This window comes from Ruminococcus intestinalis (assembly GCF_014288065.1).
GTDB classification, from domain to species: domain Bacteria; phylum Bacillota; class Clostridia; order Oscillospirales; family Acutalibacteraceae; genus Ruminococcoides; species Ruminococcoides intestinale_A.
This window is the reverse complement of sequence record NZ_JACOPS010000001.1, coordinates 30851-48369: the sequence shown is the minus strand read 5'-3', so window position 1 is coordinate 48369 and position 17519 is coordinate 30851. Positions and strand designations below refer to the sequence as shown.

General features: G+C 33.6%; 10 protein-coding genes. 2 read left to right on the top strand and 8 right to left on the bottom strand.

From position 1 onward, the window contains the following. Window positions 1-84: 84 nt before the first annotated feature. The 4 genes from H8R91_RS00215 to H8R91_RS12330 form a co-directional block, all read right to left on the bottom strand. Complete coding sequence (locus H8R91_RS00215) at window positions 85-291, bottom strand: hypothetical protein (protein WP_186934431.1); 207 nt, start codon at window positions 289-291, stop codon at window positions 85-87. Window positions 292-310: 19 nt separating this feature from the next. Next, window positions 311-1783 carry a relaxase/mobilization nuclease domain-containing protein gene (locus tag H8R91_RS00210; RefSeq protein ID WP_186934430.1) on the bottom strand — a complete coding sequence of 491 codons (1473 nt, stop codon included), beginning with the start codon at window positions 1781-1783 and terminating at the stop codon, window positions 311-313. Continuing rightward, on the bottom strand, window positions 1783-2094 hold the full coding sequence (locus H8R91_RS00205; RefSeq protein WP_436286323.1) for a plasmid mobilization protein: 312 nt from the start codon (window positions 2092-2094) through the stop codon (window positions 1783-1785). The genes H8R91_RS00210 and H8R91_RS00205 overlap by 1 nt, the downstream gene beginning before the upstream one ends. A 308-nt stretch (window positions 2095-2402) precedes the next feature. Next, window positions 2403-2702 (bottom strand): helix-turn-helix domain-containing protein, encoded by a 300-nt coding sequence (locus H8R91_RS12330; RefSeq protein ID WP_366477108.1) that lies wholly within the window; start codon window positions 2700-2702, stop codon window positions 2403-2405. A gap of 299 nt (window positions 2703-3001) precedes the next feature. Between H8R91_RS12330 and H8R91_RS11990 the strand changes: the two genes are divergently transcribed. Both H8R91_RS11990 and H8R91_RS00190 read left to right on the top strand, forming a co-directional pair. Then, window positions 3002-4180, top strand: coding sequence for a DUF6076 domain-containing protein (locus H8R91_RS11990; RefSeq protein WP_243237664.1), 1179 nt, complete (start codon window positions 3002-3004; stop codon window positions 4178-4180). Between the two features lie 11 nt (window positions 4181-4191). Then, window positions 4192-4992, top strand: coding sequence for a hypothetical protein (locus tag H8R91_RS00190; protein ID WP_186934427.1), 801 nt, complete (start codon window positions 4192-4194; stop codon window positions 4990-4992). A gap of 28 nt (window positions 4993-5020) precedes the next feature. On the opposite strand, the gene H8R91_RS00185 is transcribed toward H8R91_RS00190, so the two are convergent. The 4 genes from H8R91_RS00185 to H8R91_RS00170 all read right to left on the bottom strand — a co-directional run bounded on the left by H8R91_RS00185 (window position 5021) and on the right by H8R91_RS00170 (window position 17511). Then, window positions 5021-7834 (bottom strand): dockerin type I domain-containing protein, encoded by a 2814-nt coding sequence (locus H8R91_RS00185; RefSeq protein ID WP_186934426.1) that lies wholly within the window; start codon window positions 7832-7834, stop codon window positions 5021-5023. Window positions 7835-7910: 76 nt separating this feature from the next. Continuing rightward, window positions 7911-12041, bottom strand: coding sequence for a leucine-rich repeat protein (locus H8R91_RS00180; protein ID WP_186934425.1), 4131 nt, complete (start codon window positions 12039-12041; stop codon window positions 7911-7913). Window positions 12042-12061: 20 nt separating this feature from the next. After that, entirely contained in the window at window positions 12062-16012 is a 3951-nt protein-coding gene (locus H8R91_RS00175; RefSeq protein ID WP_186934424.1) for a leucine-rich repeat protein, read from the bottom strand. 17 nt (window positions 16013-16029) lie between these two features. Further along, window positions 16030-17511: a dockerin type I domain-containing protein gene (locus H8R91_RS00170; RefSeq protein WP_186934423.1), complete on the bottom strand. Its 1482-nt coding sequence runs from the start codon at window positions 17509-17511 to the stop codon at window positions 16030-16032. Window positions 17512-17519: the final 8 nt, after the last annotated feature.

Sequence of the window (17519 nt, the reverse complement as noted above, 5' to 3'; positions counted from 1 at the left end):
TCCGAGTGTTATCAACTCTATCAAATCAAACCGAATAGGATTACGACTACACAATATTCCTATTCGGCTTGAATATCCAGACTTTTATTCAGGTTTTTCACCTGAAACAAGATACTTTATTTTATCTGATACGGTATTATGTTTTTGCACGTCCGCTATAGGAAATATATCCTGCACACAATAAGATGTGTTATCAATTTCAACTACATTCATTTTACATATATGCCTGCGTTTAAAAGCAAGGCTCGTAAGGTTATGTTCTTCTGAAAATGTATTATTGTTTTTCTCCATTAAATGCTCCTTTCTCCAACTACATTTGCATAGTCGGACTGTCATCAATTTCTTCATCTTCATATTCAATATTTTCTTCTTTTGATATTGCACCTGTAATCAATCCGGCGGTAAGTCCAAGTAAAGTACCAATATCACTGCCGTTTTGTTCGGCTACAATTCTCTTTCTGCGTTCTTCTTCATCTTCCGATTCATCATCAATTATCCGAGAAAGTGATTCAGCAAGAGAGTTGATACTGCCGAGGACAGCACGGTTATTGCTATCCATTTTAAGGTTGTCAGCAGAGTTGACTTCTTTACTTGTGACGCTATTGCCGATTCCAACTCCCGACCTTGTCGCAAGGTATTGTTCAAAAACTCTTCTTGACTCTTCCCAGCCTGTTCGATAGTTTTCGTCATCTGAGTTTGCACCGACCTGATTTCTTTCAGGATCTGTTCCGAAACTTTCTTCAGCTCCGTCTGACAATTCTTCAAGCTTGTTTCCATATACTCCTGTTCGATTTCTAAAATCTGTTTCAGATAATCTGTCATCTGTTCTGCATTTGGAATGTTTGAAATTCGGTTGTATAGCTCCGGCTGAAATGTTATTGCCGTTCTCAACAGATTGAGTTCTTCCTCTTTGACCTGTGACGGAATAGAAATCACTTTCGTTTCTCCTGACAGTAGTTCTATCGCTGTCAGCGAGTTGCTGTTCCTCTGTTTTAGACTTTCCAAAATATTGTTCTTGCCTGTATCTGAATTCATTTTTCATACTTCCTTTCAAATATTTATCGTTGTGCAGTTTAATATCTCTGCATTTCATTTTGTTAGGACATTGATAGGTGATGTATTTCCTGTCGTCTGTCCAAGTCACCGAATAACCCATAATCGACATTGCGTTTATGAAATCTTCCTTGCCTCCGCTTATGTTCATAGCTTTGTCTATGTCATTCATCAGTTTGAATTTCCAACTCTGACCTTTGACTGCCGTGCGGTATTCTCTTGTAGAGATTTTCATACCGTCCTTGCTGTAAGGTTCAAGAGTCGAAAGATTATGCTGTCTGCAAATTTCATCGCTCAATGCCCGTAACGATTTGAGTGTGTTTGGATTCTGACGAAGCTTTTTGCCGTTTTCAAAGCTGACTGAGTTGATTACGAAGTGAGAATGAATATGCTGTGCATCGCAATGTGTTGCAACTAAAACTTCATATCCTGTCCACGCTTTTTCGGCAAACTCTATAGCTATCTCATGAGCTTGTTGCGGAGTGATATTTTCTTCGGGTGAGAAAGACTGAACATACTGATAGAAATTCATACCGTCAGTTTTACCGTATGACTTTTTAGTAGCCATAAACTCTTTGAATGCATTTTCACCGTCACAGTTAATTCCGCTGACAAGTCTTTGATTTGAAATCTCATCATAGACTTTTTTATCTTGAAAGCAGTAATCTATACCACCTTTCATCGCACTGATTGATTGTTTTGACTCACGAATATATGTCACGGTCGCCATTACTTTTCCTCCGACAGTTTTATGATTGCATCATAGATTTTTCTTTGCATAGCAATCATTTCACTAAAGTTGTATGAATTAAAAGCACCGCTGTTTATCTTTCTCGTTATCTGATTCAGGTTGTTGCCAATCCTTTTTAGCTCAACAAGCAACGGTTGTAAATCAACTACTTTGATTTCACTTTTTAATGAAGATTTCAAAATATACTCAGTCAATGTCAGCTGAGCTTTCTTTGACATTTTATAGATTGCAGACTTTTCAGATTGAGTTAATCTGATACTTAAGGTTTGATTTCTCTTACGTTTTTCTATTTTTATGCACCTCCGTGTTAAAGTGGGTCCGGGCTTCCGCCCGACTTTATGCGTTTGGCGGACAGCCGGGCGCTCTGCTTGCCCCGGACAAGTCCGGGAAATGTAGCCCCAACCTCTGCTACTGAAAATAAACTTTCAATTCTGCCGTAAATTCGCCCCAATTGCGATTTTTACTTGAAGACGGGTACTTTCTCGCCCTCTGCAAAATAATCGCACAAATCGGCAACGACGGCGAAACAACTGCCTTGCAACGATAAATGAATAAGAAAACGGTACTCTCGTTGTATCTATCGTCACTTTTTATTACACTATGAATTCACAACAGAAGGATCAAATAAGTAGTACATATTACTGCTGTTAGAATTGTTCCATCTCTTTCTTAACTTCACTTGGACTAACCCAATTTTTTCAAGTGATCTCAAGCATTTGATTACAGTATTCTTTGTCAGATGACACTTCTCGCAAATCATTCTCAGCGATGGAAAACAACTGAGCTTTTCTCTGTCGGCAAACATAAGTAGACAGCAGTAAACTGCAATTGTATTTGCGGGCAAATTAAAATCAAATATTTTATTGCTGACTATAAAGAAATCCTTGTGCTGTACCATTGTATCATTCAAAAATTTTTTCTCCCTTCTTCTTCCTCTGCAGTTGATAATATCTTTACTTGAGTTTTGTTATGTAACTCTTGTTAGTTGTAATAGAAATATTGAACCACCTGATAGAAAATTTAAACTATCCTCCTGTCACTGGTTACAAGCATATTTTCATCACTCTCCTTTGTCCTCTAATATATAAATGTCAAAGTTTTTTAAAATCACAGAAATTCCCGTGACAGAGTAAAATTATTTCTTAGTATATTGTGATATTGCCGGTTCAGTTATATAATACTTTTTAGGTGAGAGAATTGAGCTATATTGAAAGGTACGAAAATAAAATCACAACTATTGATTATTTCGCAGTAGATTTTGATGAAAAGAATATAATTTTAAACAACGAGAAACTACCGCTTGGATATATAAGCAACTGCATTGCCAATCTTCCAAAGAAGTTCGCAACCAATCTACTGATTCACAGCGGTAAGATAAATCGTCATTGGCAGGAACTTAAATTAAACGGTTACAGCAGAAAATTATTTATGGATATATTTGCTGACATAAATAAAATGATTGACTATATGCAATCACTTGAGCCTTTTAAATATTTTGATATTGAAAAATCAAGAACGACTGTTTCAAAATTGTTTGGTAAAGATGCACTTGATGATTACGAGTATCTTTTGAAGCATCTAAAAATCAATTACGGAAGAACAGAAAGAAACGAAATTGCAAGGCTTGAAGAAATAGAGAATAAATCAAAGACCGCTGAAAATGTTTTGAGAGCATATTCATATATCGGCGTTGATACCGCTAACTTCGACACAATGATAATTAACTATGTAGAGAATTTTATAAAAGAAGATTCACGACAGAAAGATAACATTGCTAAATTCACTTGTGAGTTTTTCGAGAACGAAGAAGTACAAATGAACTTAGCAGCAAGCAATCCTGCGGCAATGATAATGGACGGATTCAACCTTAAACCGATTCAATCTGCTGTTCCTACGATAAAAATTGAAAATGGTAAGTACAAAATTATAAGACGAATGTATTTCAGCAGAATGATGGATTTCTTTGTGACGGAGTTTTTTGAGGCACTTTCGCAAGGTCACTACATATGGAAGTGCGGAGTCTGCAACAAATATTTTCTTATGACTACAGCACACAAGCAGCTTTATTGCAGTACGGTAAATAAGGAATACGGTGTGCCTTGTTCCTATGTTGCAAAGCACCCTGAAATTACAAAACGCAAAATGAAAAAGCAGAAAAAATCCGACAGTCCGTATTATGTTCTCTGGAACAGGCGATACAGCTCAATACGCCAAAATAAAAGCCTCGGCAAATACAGTAAAGCTGTATCATCCAAGGCTAAAAAGATTATCGATATGAAATTTGAGCGAGCACAGTTTGATTTTGACTATGCTGAAAATAACTACGAAGACGAAATGAATTTAGAAAAGATTTACGAGGAAGCAATGAAAGAATAGGCGGTGAGCAAATGCAAAATGAAAACCTGCATATGTATCAGTTAGGTTACGAACCAAATAGACTTGATGATTTCAATGATTATTTTATACAGTACCTGAAAACAAACGATAGTAAATATTTTAATGAATTTCTGCATTTCTATGAGCCTATACTTAACAGAAAAGCTGCCGAGTTTATAAAATGCAACCATATTGAAGAATACAGGTTACCTGATTTAAAACAAATTTTTGTTTCTCTACTGTGGGACGAATTGCAAAGATATTCAGCAGACGAAAAACTCCCTCTTCTGCAAATTATGAAATATAAAACTCACAAAGCGTGGTTAGAATATGTTCGTACAGACTGCGGTATTACAAAAATTGAAAGTAAAAACGCACATAACAATCTCCGTAAAGTAACGTCATTGTACTTCAAAATGAAAGATACAAAGCCGTTTGATGAAATTTTAAAAGAAATATCCAAACAACTACATATTTCAGAGAATACTGTCATTGAGTATATAGAAGCAGCGTTAGCAACAAAATATTCTGGAAACAGAGAATCTTTTGAAATAGAGGATATTACCGCATCCGAGGATATTGTCTTTAACAACTACAAATCTAAACAAATAAAAGAAGCTATTCAATCGCTATCCACGATAGAGCGCAAATTGCTTGAACTTACAACAGGAATCAACTTTGACACATTTGAAACAACAGAAAAGCTTTCATACAATAAAACAGCACTTCTGCTCGGTATGACAGAAAGTGCTGTTCAAAAGAAACGCAAGAGAATTTTAAAAAAGCTCAAACAAATGTTGAAAAATAGTTAACATCCTAATTTTTATAAAATAAATACTATTAACTTGTGTATGGTAAATTTTCATAGCCTTGCCATTTTGCAATATGACGAGTAAGAATCATACGATCCTTTGCGTTTACATCACCATCATTGTTTACATCTGCGGCGGTCATATCAATGTTTTCATATCCTATCCACTTTGCAAGATAGCGTGTGAGCGTCATACGGTCTTTTGCATTTACCTGACTATCGGTATTTACATCCCCAATAGAAATATATCCATTAATTGTAATAGGCAACTTATATGTAAAACTGCAATTATTTTCGGTTTCCTTAAAGTTGATTATAATGTTTGTTGTGCCTTTACTTTTTGGTTTTATAATAATTTTTCCGCCATTAATTGATATATCACTTATAATCTCAGCAATGTCAGAATTTTCCACTTCAACTTCAGGAACTACATCGCAAAAGTATAGCCAAAAGGAATAAACGCATTCACTATTAATATCATTAAGCATACTGATATCCCCGATTGCCCACATTTCAGGAATCATTTTATAGGTCCTGACATAAGCATTATAGTCAGCAATCGTTATTGGCATACCGTTATTAATTTTTATACTGTCCTCTATCCAACCGGGAAGAATAGAATTACTGTCGCTGTTAAGTTTTTCTACAAATGAACTGTCAATAAGTTCCGCGTTAGATAACACTGTTGCATTTCCATTGTTAACTCCGGGCTGAATATTTGTAAAACAATTTTTAAATTCACCACGAGATATTGCACTTTTTAAAATATCAGCCTGCGAAATACTACCTACATTATAACAATTGGATATTCCTTCTTCATTTGATCTTGAATGATTTTCCGGTACAATTCCTGCAACCCAAGATGCCTTATTCAACCCAAAACCACCTGTAACCAGCCCGGTATTATAACAATCATATATCCAAGCATAATTATACCCGGCAATTCCACCTACAGAACCTGTTGCCATAGCAATACCTGTATTATTACAAGCACTAATGGTCCCTCCTGTATTATTATTGCCTACAATTCCTCCTGTATCGCTTCCATCTACTGTGCCATAGTTTTTGCATCCGTAAACTAAATTGCTGTTTCTATTACAAATAGCCCCTGTTGAGAACAAATCATAGCCATAAACTAAAGATTTACTGTTGCAAAACATAATTATCCCTTTATTATCATTGGCTACACATCCACCGTATTGAAATGTACCCTGCGATATGTTAAGTGCTTTAATTATACCATTTTCGCCAATATACCCAAACAAGCCACCTGAATTTTCCTCGGGCACATACATATTATAAATGCTGAATCCATTACCATTGAATGTGCCATCAAAACATTTTTGCTCGGTGTTTCCAATTGGTGTCCATTTGTTAACATAAGAAAAAGCATTTTTATTAATATATATATCATTCTTAAGATTTACCGTTTTATTCTTAAATGTATTTCCTTCGTTTACAAGTTGAGCCAATCCTGAAAGCTGCTCAGAAGTAGTAATATCAAAACTTTTTTTACCATCAGAATACCAAGACACATCAGATATTCCGTTCCATGCGTTTTCAGAGCTTTTTATGTTATCATGATTAATATAATATGATCCGCCTGTTGCCAAATCATTTATAAGGTCAAAGTTCACCTTTCCATCAAAAATATTAACAAGAATAATTCTGTTATTATCATAAATCGGCTCACAATCCGACAAATAGGCAAAATTAAGGTTCTTAAGATTGCTAATAACAGCACCTTTTCCATCTACAATAACATATTGAACGGAAGGTCCTTTTGAAGCTGACCACATAACTGCAAATCTATCATCATTTATTTTAACTATTTTAGGATTGCCATAGCCTTCTGCATAAAATGTACTAGAAGCAGTCAGCCATTCACATTCTGAAGTATTTAAAGACTTATTGTAGCTTGATAGAAAAATATTGTTCATTTCATTATTCATAGAAGAGCCCACAACGAGATAATTTGTTGGTGAAATTTCCATACCTGATACCTCTGCATTTGTCACATTATCACCAATGTCACCCGAAATTTTCAATAAAGGTTGAGAACCATAGTAAGACTGCAAATACACTGAACGTTCAGGATATCCATCACTTAAGTCGACATAAACAGGATAATCACCATCGAATTTAACTATTTGCCTAAGCGAATGACTCACATGTTTATAAGGATACATATATTCTGTAGCCCAAAAATCAGACATACAACTATATTCAGTCATATTATCTGTATTAACTTTTATTGTCATATTTGACTGATGCCCATCAAGACGCAATCTACTTGTATATACTACAAGCGAATTGCCGTTCTCCGCTATCGAAACATTTCCAGAATCAAAAGGTCTCTTTGTATAAGTTTCAGCTCCGTTAAGTGATAACCCCACTATTTTTTTAAAATTTTTATCGTATTTAATAATTCTGTATACATCGCCCCCCTTGTCCAAAGATGTATCATAAGATTGACCGCAAACTACATAATTATAATTCTCTCCGCAATAATATCCACCCCATAATGGGAGTTCAAGCTCAATAGTTTGGGTTGATAACAAAGAAAACTTTGAATTATAAGTCATAATATACAATAAATCGCTATACACTACTACTTGATAATTTCCATTTGACAATTTATTTACAAATGAAGTTTTCGGAGTACCGAAAGCTTCAGGAGAATAACTTGACAAAATATTTGAATAATCCTCAGGTAAAACTTCTGAACCCTCCTCCACAACATAAGTCAAAACACTTGCAGAAAAAGGTATTGCAGAAGAAATGCTAAATACTATTGCTATAGAAAGTATAATAGAAATAATCTGTTTTGCTTTCCTTAACATAAATTTCACTCCTTGGTTTTTTATCTTTTGCGGAATAGAAACTAAGAACATGTTAAATTCCTACTCCATATATTTCTTATAAAATTGATAAGGTTTCATATCCCTGCCATTTTGCCAAGTGGCGTGTAAGAATCATACGATCTTTCGCATTGATTGCACCATCATTATTTACATCTGCGGCGGTCATATTAATATCTTCATAACCAGACCACTTAGCAAGGTAACGAGTTAACAGCATACGATCCTTTGCATTGACTAAGCCGTCACCGTTTGCGTCACCGAATGGAACAGTTTCTTCTAATGCTACAAATTTTAATCTGTTATCATTTGCATATTCTTCCACAACTGAATTTTTATAACCGTGGATTGTCAGATTTGGACAATCTTCAAAGACATCATCGTATAAGAAAATACCTTCGTCTGGTATAGTATTTACTAGTATAGTAACGTCTAACAAATTAGTGCATCCGTAAAAAGCATGATACCATAAATAATTAATATCATCGCCAATTAATACTGATTTTAGGTTTGTACAATTTGAAAACGCCTCGCAACCAATTTCCTTAACACTATTTGGAAATGTTACAGATGTGAGACTTGTGCAATTTGCAAAAGCATAATCTTCAATTTCTTCAACATTGTTTCCTATATTTATTGACGCTAAATTTTTGCAACTTGTAAATGCATTCCAATCTATTGTTATAACGCTATCGGAAATAACGACTGAATTTAAATATTGACAAGCTATAAAAGCACCATCTCCTATTTTTGTAACTCCAGAAGGAATTGTATAAGAAATATTTTCTCTGCTTTGCGGATAACAAAGAATTTCTGTTTTATCTTTGTTAAAAAGTATTCCATCAATATCAGAGTAGTTCTTATTATTTTCACTTACTTCTATATTTTTAAGATTATAGCAACTCTCGAAAGCTGTCACCGAACATTCAGAAACATCATCATTTATTACAATTGTTTCTACAGTATCGCTTACAATCATTTGACTTTCCACTACCTGTGAACCATCCGCGATTATTATTTCTTTGATATTGTTACAGCCTTCAAAAGCTCCTACACCAATTCGAGTAATACTGTCTGGGACCGTTATACTAGATAAATTTGAACAGCCTTCAAAAGCTTGAAAATCAATAGTTGAAACACCCTTATTAATTATTACTCTTTCAAGATTTGTGCAATCATAAAATGTATACCCATTTATACTTGTAACACTCTTAGGTATTGTAACATTTACTAGTTTTTTACACTCTTTAAAAGCACCTTTACCCATATAGGTAATACTATCGGGAATACTGCTTTCAAAATTTGAATAAGCAAATGCATAATCTCCGATGCTCGTAGTAAATTCTGGAATTTCTAAATTTTCAACACTTGAATGCATGAAAGCATAGTCACCAATTTTTTTTACACTGTTTGGGATTATAATGCTTGTAATATTATCGCAACCATATAGAAAGCAATTTGGAATAGTTTCAACTTTTTTTCCTATATTAATCGTTTTTAACTCTGTGCACCCATCAAAAGGATGCTCAGGTGAAAAGGAATAACCACCTTCATAAATTTTATCAGAAAATTTTTCACAATTTACCGCATTATAATTTACCGTTGTAAGGGAAGTACAATTTGAAAACGCAAAACTACCTATATATGTTAAACTTTCGGGAATTATTATGTCCGTAAATCTTTTACAGCCAGCAAAAGCATTACTACCTATATATGTTACACTATCTGGTATAGATATATTTTCTAGATTTGTACACTTATCAAAGGCAAAATCTTCTATTGTCGTCATACTGTTTGGAAATGTTATAGATTTTAAATTTGTATAATCACCAAATGCGTCTATTCCAATCGTTTCTACGCCATCCGGTATTGTATATTCTGTTGCTTCAGGTTTTGTAAATTTAACTAATTCTTTTTTATCTTTTGAAAATAAAACACCGTCGACAGATGAGTAATGCTGGTTATTTTCACTCACATCAAATTCAGAAATATTATTAGTATATGAAAATGCCCAGTTTTCTATTTTGTTTACACTATCCCCAAATGTTATTTTCTTAAGCTTTTCACAATTGTATAGTGCATATTGCCCAATAGAGGTTACAGAATTACCTATACAAATATACTGTACCGCGCTATCCGTGAAAGCACTATCTCCAACTGTAGTTACACCATCATCCACCATAACATATTTTGCAACAGTTAATGGTGATTTGTCGTCAGGCAAGGAATAATTATGCATGGCACCCTCTCCATAAATACGAACAAATCCATTTTCGTAACGCTCATAATAAACATTATCACCGCATTTGAGACTATACCAAGGTTCAATATCTTCTTTAAAATTGTACAAATCAATTTGATCAATATTAGTTGGAGCTACATTAATTCCTTGAGCATTTATTGGATTATATAATTCAGGATACTGTAAAGAAGCACTTGGTAACGCTGCCTGATATGATTCTCCTTTTACAACATTTAGATTTTTATAGCTTATTTTTCTTACAACGCTCCCATCCTCTGACATTTCATTAACGATATAATCCATAGTTCCGCTATCATAGCCAACGATTTTCACAGAATAATTCTCATCAAAAAGAAATATATGCTTTTCTTCTCCTGACACAAACATATAAATCTCGTCATATGATGTATCAATTTTATTATCTACTACTCTTCCAACTAAATCGCCGTCAGAATTGTATATAAAAACATCAACAGGGCAATCAACCTCTAAATCCAAATAGTGTTCAGTAGGCGATAACAGCATATTATAAACATTATCCGAAAAAGAGCCTTTTAACAGACCCGCATTTTTTAAAACCTCAACCATTGTTCCCTCTGTAAGATAATTTGCAATTTTATCAAGATCATCGCCAACCGTTTTCTTAAATATTGTTTTTATCTGATTATTAGCAATTTTAGTCAGTTGTTGAGTAAAGGATTCCATATCCGTCAACGAAACCATACCAGTTCCCTGACATTCTATATTATTTTTGTCACTTTTCTTGTACATTTTATAATTTAAATTTCCAAAACCCGCATAAGATGGTTTTTTACCTAAGGAATAATTATTAAGTGTTAATTCAAATTCGATAGTCCGCTTTCCTATGTGCGTCTGAACATTAAAATAAAATTTTGCTTTGGTTTTAAATTTGCTTGTTAAAACACTATCATCTATTCCTAGTTTTTCATAAACTAAATCTTGCAATTTAGTATTCTGCTCACAGTATTCAGAACTTAAAGCAGCAAAAATATCTGCTACCCATACATATAAAACTTCCCTGATATATTTTTGCTGTTCTAATGAAAGATAACCATCAATGTATCCCGAAAAAGTCAATGCATTTTCAGCTGTTTGATCCACGTGCTGTCTGGCGCGGTTCACTGTTTTTCCGTTTTCTGATGTAGTTTGCTGTTTATCCGTTTTTTCTTTAACTATATCTATGCTACCTACTGTAATCTGAGCCGTATCATTTATTTGCTTATTTTCATAACTGACTGTAGTTTCTAAATTCATAATCGAATTTGCACTCTTCAATTTATAGTCATCATTAACATAAACAGTGTAAGATTTGTCGATGCTGGTTCCGACAGTAATAGAAAAACAACTATTATCGTTTAATTCAGATATATTATCTTTAAACCACCAAAATCCGGTTGAACCAAAATTAAGAGCATCTGAATTTGCTTTTATATTAACCCCATTGCAAATAACGCTCATATTTTTTAGTACGTTTTCAGGAATAAAGCCATAGCTGCCATCAATAATATATGAAATATTTATATTGATTGTAAATTCAGATACATTTAGCTTGCCATTTTTTGCGTATAATGCTTTTGGATTAGTAGTTGCAGTTACATCAACACGGCAAATATCATCTTCCGAATATATTTCCGATACTTTTTCGTCAACAATTTTGCAAACCACACTACAGTCAGGTCGTTCTACTAAATACTTTACTGCCTCATTAAAATCAAAATTATCTGTTGCCTGATACTTTTTACTATCCACTTTTATGTTGTTGGATAATGGGTCTACTGCTTTTAACAATCCAACTACATAATATTCTCCTACTATATTTCCATTGCTATTTTCAGCTGCTCCTACATTAATTGAAAAGCTTGTTAAAACACTTAATATTATAATAATAGATAAGAAAATTGACATAACCTTATTATACTTTTTCATTGTTTTATCCTCCTGTATTTTTATTTCAAAGGCAAGGTTTCATAGTCCTGCCATTTAGCCAGGTGTCTTGTAAGAATCATTCTGTCCTTTGCGTTTACTTCGCCGTCGTTGTTTACATCGGCAACGGATTTATTTATATTTTCATATCCGCTCCACTTTGCGAGATAGCGGGTTAACATCATACGGTCTTTTGCGTTGACTGAGCCATCGCTGTTAATATCACCTATAATCATATTATCCGGAACAGAAACAACATAAATACTGAAATGATTAGTTGTAAAAATCAATCTTTCATCCTTATATTTAGCTTTCATATCAGTGATAGTACCGTCATCTTCGACTCGATGTACCTTTATCATTCCCATTGAAGCTAAAAATTTAAGTTCTTCTGATATTGGTATAGAAACTTCAACATTTTTATCTATCTGCGTTTCATCGCCGTTTTTAATCATAGAAATATTGTATGTAGAGTTAGACACCGAAGCAATTAAATCGTAAACTTTCGGATGTGTATCTTTTATTTTTTGAATCAACTCACTATCAGCATATAATCGAAACACTTTTAGTGCAGTGTCACTGTTAAAATTAGTATCTGTTTTAACTTGTACACCTAAGCAATTTCTCGTACTGCCGCTTTGATTTTGTAAGGTAATAAACCCTGAATTTTTAGAATAAGAAATACTAATTATTTCAGACAAAAGATTTAGCGAGTCTCCAAATGTAAACATTCCTTTTAAGACAACCCCGAATATCCCAGCCATATCTTCAAATACACTTTCTCCGACTGAAAAGCCACAGCTTAATAATGCATCGTTGCAAACATCCTCAAGATTTAGGTTTTGCATATTATAAACTACGGTTTCTCCAAAATTTCCTACTGCTTCACCACCTATTAATGTTTTCTTAAAAGCACCATTAAGCAATTCTTTACTGAATTTGGTCTGATCCTTAAAGCATTCTAACGATACGGCATTCTTGAGAATTTCTTTTGTCATTTTTTGTGCAGGTAAAAATGTATTGTTTAAGTCTATTCCTTTTATGTCTCCATAAAGTCCTTTAAGTTGAAGAATACAATCAAATGCATTAATTGATGAAACAATCGCCGAATTTTCCGTATCATTAGTGATGTTAATATATCCATTTTTAGGAATTGTAACTTTAACAGTTGTTATCTTTGAAGAATTAGTTTTCTGACGATATGTTAATAAATTCCCATTATATATATCGCTTGCTAGATCACAGCAATTATCCCAAACCGTCTCTTTAATGCTACCTGCATTATTTGTCATCTTATCAATAACAACCGCATCTTTTATATCACCGTTTTCGCTATAAATTTCCACTGCACCGAAAATATATTTTGTATTGTATACATCAAAAGATACTGTACATGAATCATCGTTATTTTTCGCATATGAATAATTGTCAATATACATACCGTTTACATTATAAAAATTTGATACATATTTTTCAATTCTTTGTTCTGGTACATTTTCAACTGTAAATGTCATAGAATTACCCTCGTATACAGTAACAGGTACTCTGGTAACATAACCCGTTTTTGAATCGCTAAATGACACATATGTTGTACCGGGAGAGATTGCTTTTGCAACAATAAATCTGCAATTATCATGCAATGAGGTTTCTTCCACTTCCAAAATAGAAGTATCGTATACAGTATATGTCAATTTTGATATATCATCAGATTGAAAGCCATTATTAAACACTCCTGCACCAATTTTGATCAAACTGCCATTACATACACTCAAGTCGGCATAATCGGAATACACTCTAATTCCGTTTAAGCCTTCAGTAACCTGTACCGTCATAGTTGTGGAATTACCATCAGGCATCTGAGCAGTAATATATGCAGTACCAATATTATTGCACTTAATATGCACTTTCGGGTTTTTGCAATATGCATTATAGTCTCCGTCCGATTCCACAACACTGGCTATGTCACTGTCACTGCTTTTATAAATAACATCCCCCGCTGAATAATTATTATATAAAATATACAAATCAGCAACTATACTCTCATTTGCCCTGCAATTCATTTGTGGCTTTCCAAACTGGATTGGTGCCATTACACTAAATTTAATTCCATGGTTATTGGCGTAGCGTTCGGCTTCTGTTCCCGAGAAGCCATATAAAGTGAAACGGTTGAGCCGTTCATAAACACTGTCATAATTCGGAGTATAATATCCAAATGCACAACTGTCTATTTTTTCAATATTGTCTCTCAAATAAACTGACTGTAATGAAGTGCAATTCACAAATGCATATTCACCAACATTCAGTACTGAATCAGGTATATATATTGATCTAATATTGTTGCAGTTCTCAAAAGCCTGCCATCCTATATCTATTATGCTGTCCCCTAAATTTATATTTTTTAGATTTCTGCAAAAGGAAAAAGCATTTCTATTTAGTCTGTTCAAATCTTTTCCCAAATCAACTTCAGTTAAGGATGTGCAATCCGAAAAACAATATTCTCCCAACGACATAACACTATCGCAAATAATAACTGTTTCCAAGTTATTACAATATCTAAATGCAAAATCCTCTATGCGCCTTATATTTGCACCAAAGTTTATATTTCGAAGGTTACTACAAAAGCAAAATGAGTATTCACCTATGTATTTTACTGTATCAGGAATTGTAACAGTATTAATATAATCATTTGATTCAAAAGCATGATTTCCTATCTTTGTAACTGCTTTTGAATTAATTGAATCAGGAATAACTATATCACTTGATTGACCTCTGTATGCAGTTATCTCTACAGAACCATCATCTAATGGCATATAATAGAAATCACCATATTTTTGCATATATTCTGATATTTCCTTTGGTGCAAGTTCTTTATATCCTATTCTGTTATACAACGCATACTCCTCAATTGTTGAATTATAGATGCTATGCAGGTATCTTCCCTTTCCCGAATATGTCGGCAACGCTTTTCCATTAGTATGGTAACCGAAAGCAAATTCACCGATATATGCTACATTCTTCGGTAAATATAAATCAAGTAGATTGTCGCAGTTACAAAATGCTGAATCACCAATATATTTTACCGTATCGGGAATATCTATAGATGTCAAATTAATTGAAGAATTAGAGTCAATATATGAACCTGAATTATCAAAAAAGGCTCCGTCAGCAATTCCCATAATGTTCTTATTAAACTTAATAGTACCGTCTTGCGGAATATCGCCCTTATAAGAATAAACAACCTTTCCTACATAAACAATTCCGTTATTCTGATTACTGTACCATGTTGTTCCTATAAAGGCATTTTGACCAATACAAAACAAACTTTGCGGAGCCTGTATATTTGTAAGATTCTCCTGATTCAAAAATGCAAGATTAGCAATTCCAAAAGTACCATCTTTTATCTTAAAAGTATATTTTTCAGGCATTTCACCTTTATAATTGTATACAAATTTTCCGGCATAAACTACTCCGTCACGCTGTTTATTATACCAACTGGTATTATTAAACGCATTAAACCCTATACTTACGATTGAGTCTGGAAAAATAATTTCAGATAAATTTGTGCAATTGGCAAACGCCCCCCTACCTATTTTTTGTACTCCGTAAGGTATTATTACTTTTTTGAGATTACTATAATTTGCGAAAGCACTCTGATATATATTTTTAATGTTTTCATTTATTTTTATTTCTGTAACACTTTCTAATCCGGATATTCTACTTTCATTTCCATACGGATCAAGCGAAGTTGGTTTTCCTAATCCAACAACTTCATAGCCACCAATTTTCCCTGGAAATGTAACCACCGTAGAGTTACCGGTATACCCCGAAATATATGCTTTTGAATGGTAAATATGGTAACTGAACATATCTCTTTCAATTATTTTCTCATTTTCAGCATAAACAGTAAGGGATAGAATTGAAAACATATTTAAAATTATAGCAAATGTCAGTATAATTGAAATTGTTTTTCTCACTTTTCTTCACTCTCCAATTAACCAGTATACGGTAAAGAAATGTAACCGTTCCATTTTGCAAGGTGGCGTGTAAGAATCATTCTGTCCTTCGCATTGACCTCACCATCTTTATTTACATCTGCAGATGTCATATTAATATTTTCATAGCTTGACCACTTTGCGAGATAGCGGGTTAACATCATACGATCTTTTGCGTTGACTGAGCCGTCACCGTTAGCGTCACCGGAAGAAAAAAACTTCTCGTCTAAAGCAATAAATTCAAAACCGTTGATATTAGCATATTCCTCGGAAGCAGTATTTTTATAACCGTAAATTATAAAGCCTTCTCTCTTATAAGAATCAGATAAATATCCTAATGCTCTTTGGCCAATATATAAAACACTTTTTGGAATTGTTATGCTAGCCAAATTTTCACAAGCAAGAAATGCTCCATCTCCTATTTCTTTTACTGTATCAGGTAATATAACCCTATTGATATTAGAATTTCCTTCTATCAAAGGATGTGATTGAGCAAAATATGTCGCTATTGAGGTAACTTTGTTTCCATTAATTTCCGAAGGAATTTCAAGCACTGAAGGGTACATCTCTCCATCATATTGATAAATTTGCATTCCATCAAAATCATCTAATCTATAACTATACAAACTGTTTCTAACCTTAACACTGTAATATCTAGGGGCACTTCCTGTAAATCCTGCCTCAACTTCATAATACTCCTTTTCATCAGAAACCATAGCGTTCATATGTCCTGAACCAGCTCCATAATCTTTACTTCCATTTCTTTTCCATGCTTGTAAACCTGCACTTTTTGACATATATATTATAGCGTCTGTTGAAGCCCAACAATCTCCACCTCCTGCAATAATCAACCCTGCATAAGACGAATAACCATCATCGTAATCTCTTTCTGCTACAAATTTAGCGATGATATTAATTTTCTCATATGTGGACATATCGTTTTTTATATTCTTCGACACATAGTCATCCATTATTTTTTCTGCATATACATCAGAATAATCAACTACATCAACTTTAACCTCAAACTCTACATCATCAGCACAGACAATGATTGTACTTTCTCCATACTCAATATCCTTGGTTATTTTTGTCGGTGTTTTGTTAGGTTCCTCAACAGTTGTACCATAATTACCATACCAATAGTATGTATTAATTTTAGGTGTAATTAAACCATTGCTTGATATGTTCACTTTCTCATATCCATCAACATAATAAGATATCTGGTTTGCCCCACTAACAATAAGTTGAAAAGAACTATTAAAATTTGACGGAATACTGATGTATTTTGCAGCCCAATCTTCTATCGCATATATTGTTACATCTGTTGAATTAATACTAATATTCTTTTTTACATCAATTTGTGTTGCATCAGTCATTACACCCGTTGCAGCTCCTGCTATAACGGATGTGTTAATAACCACACTTATAATGATTGTTGCTGAAAACAAAATGCTCAATACTCTTTTTAAATTACATTTCATAAGATTCC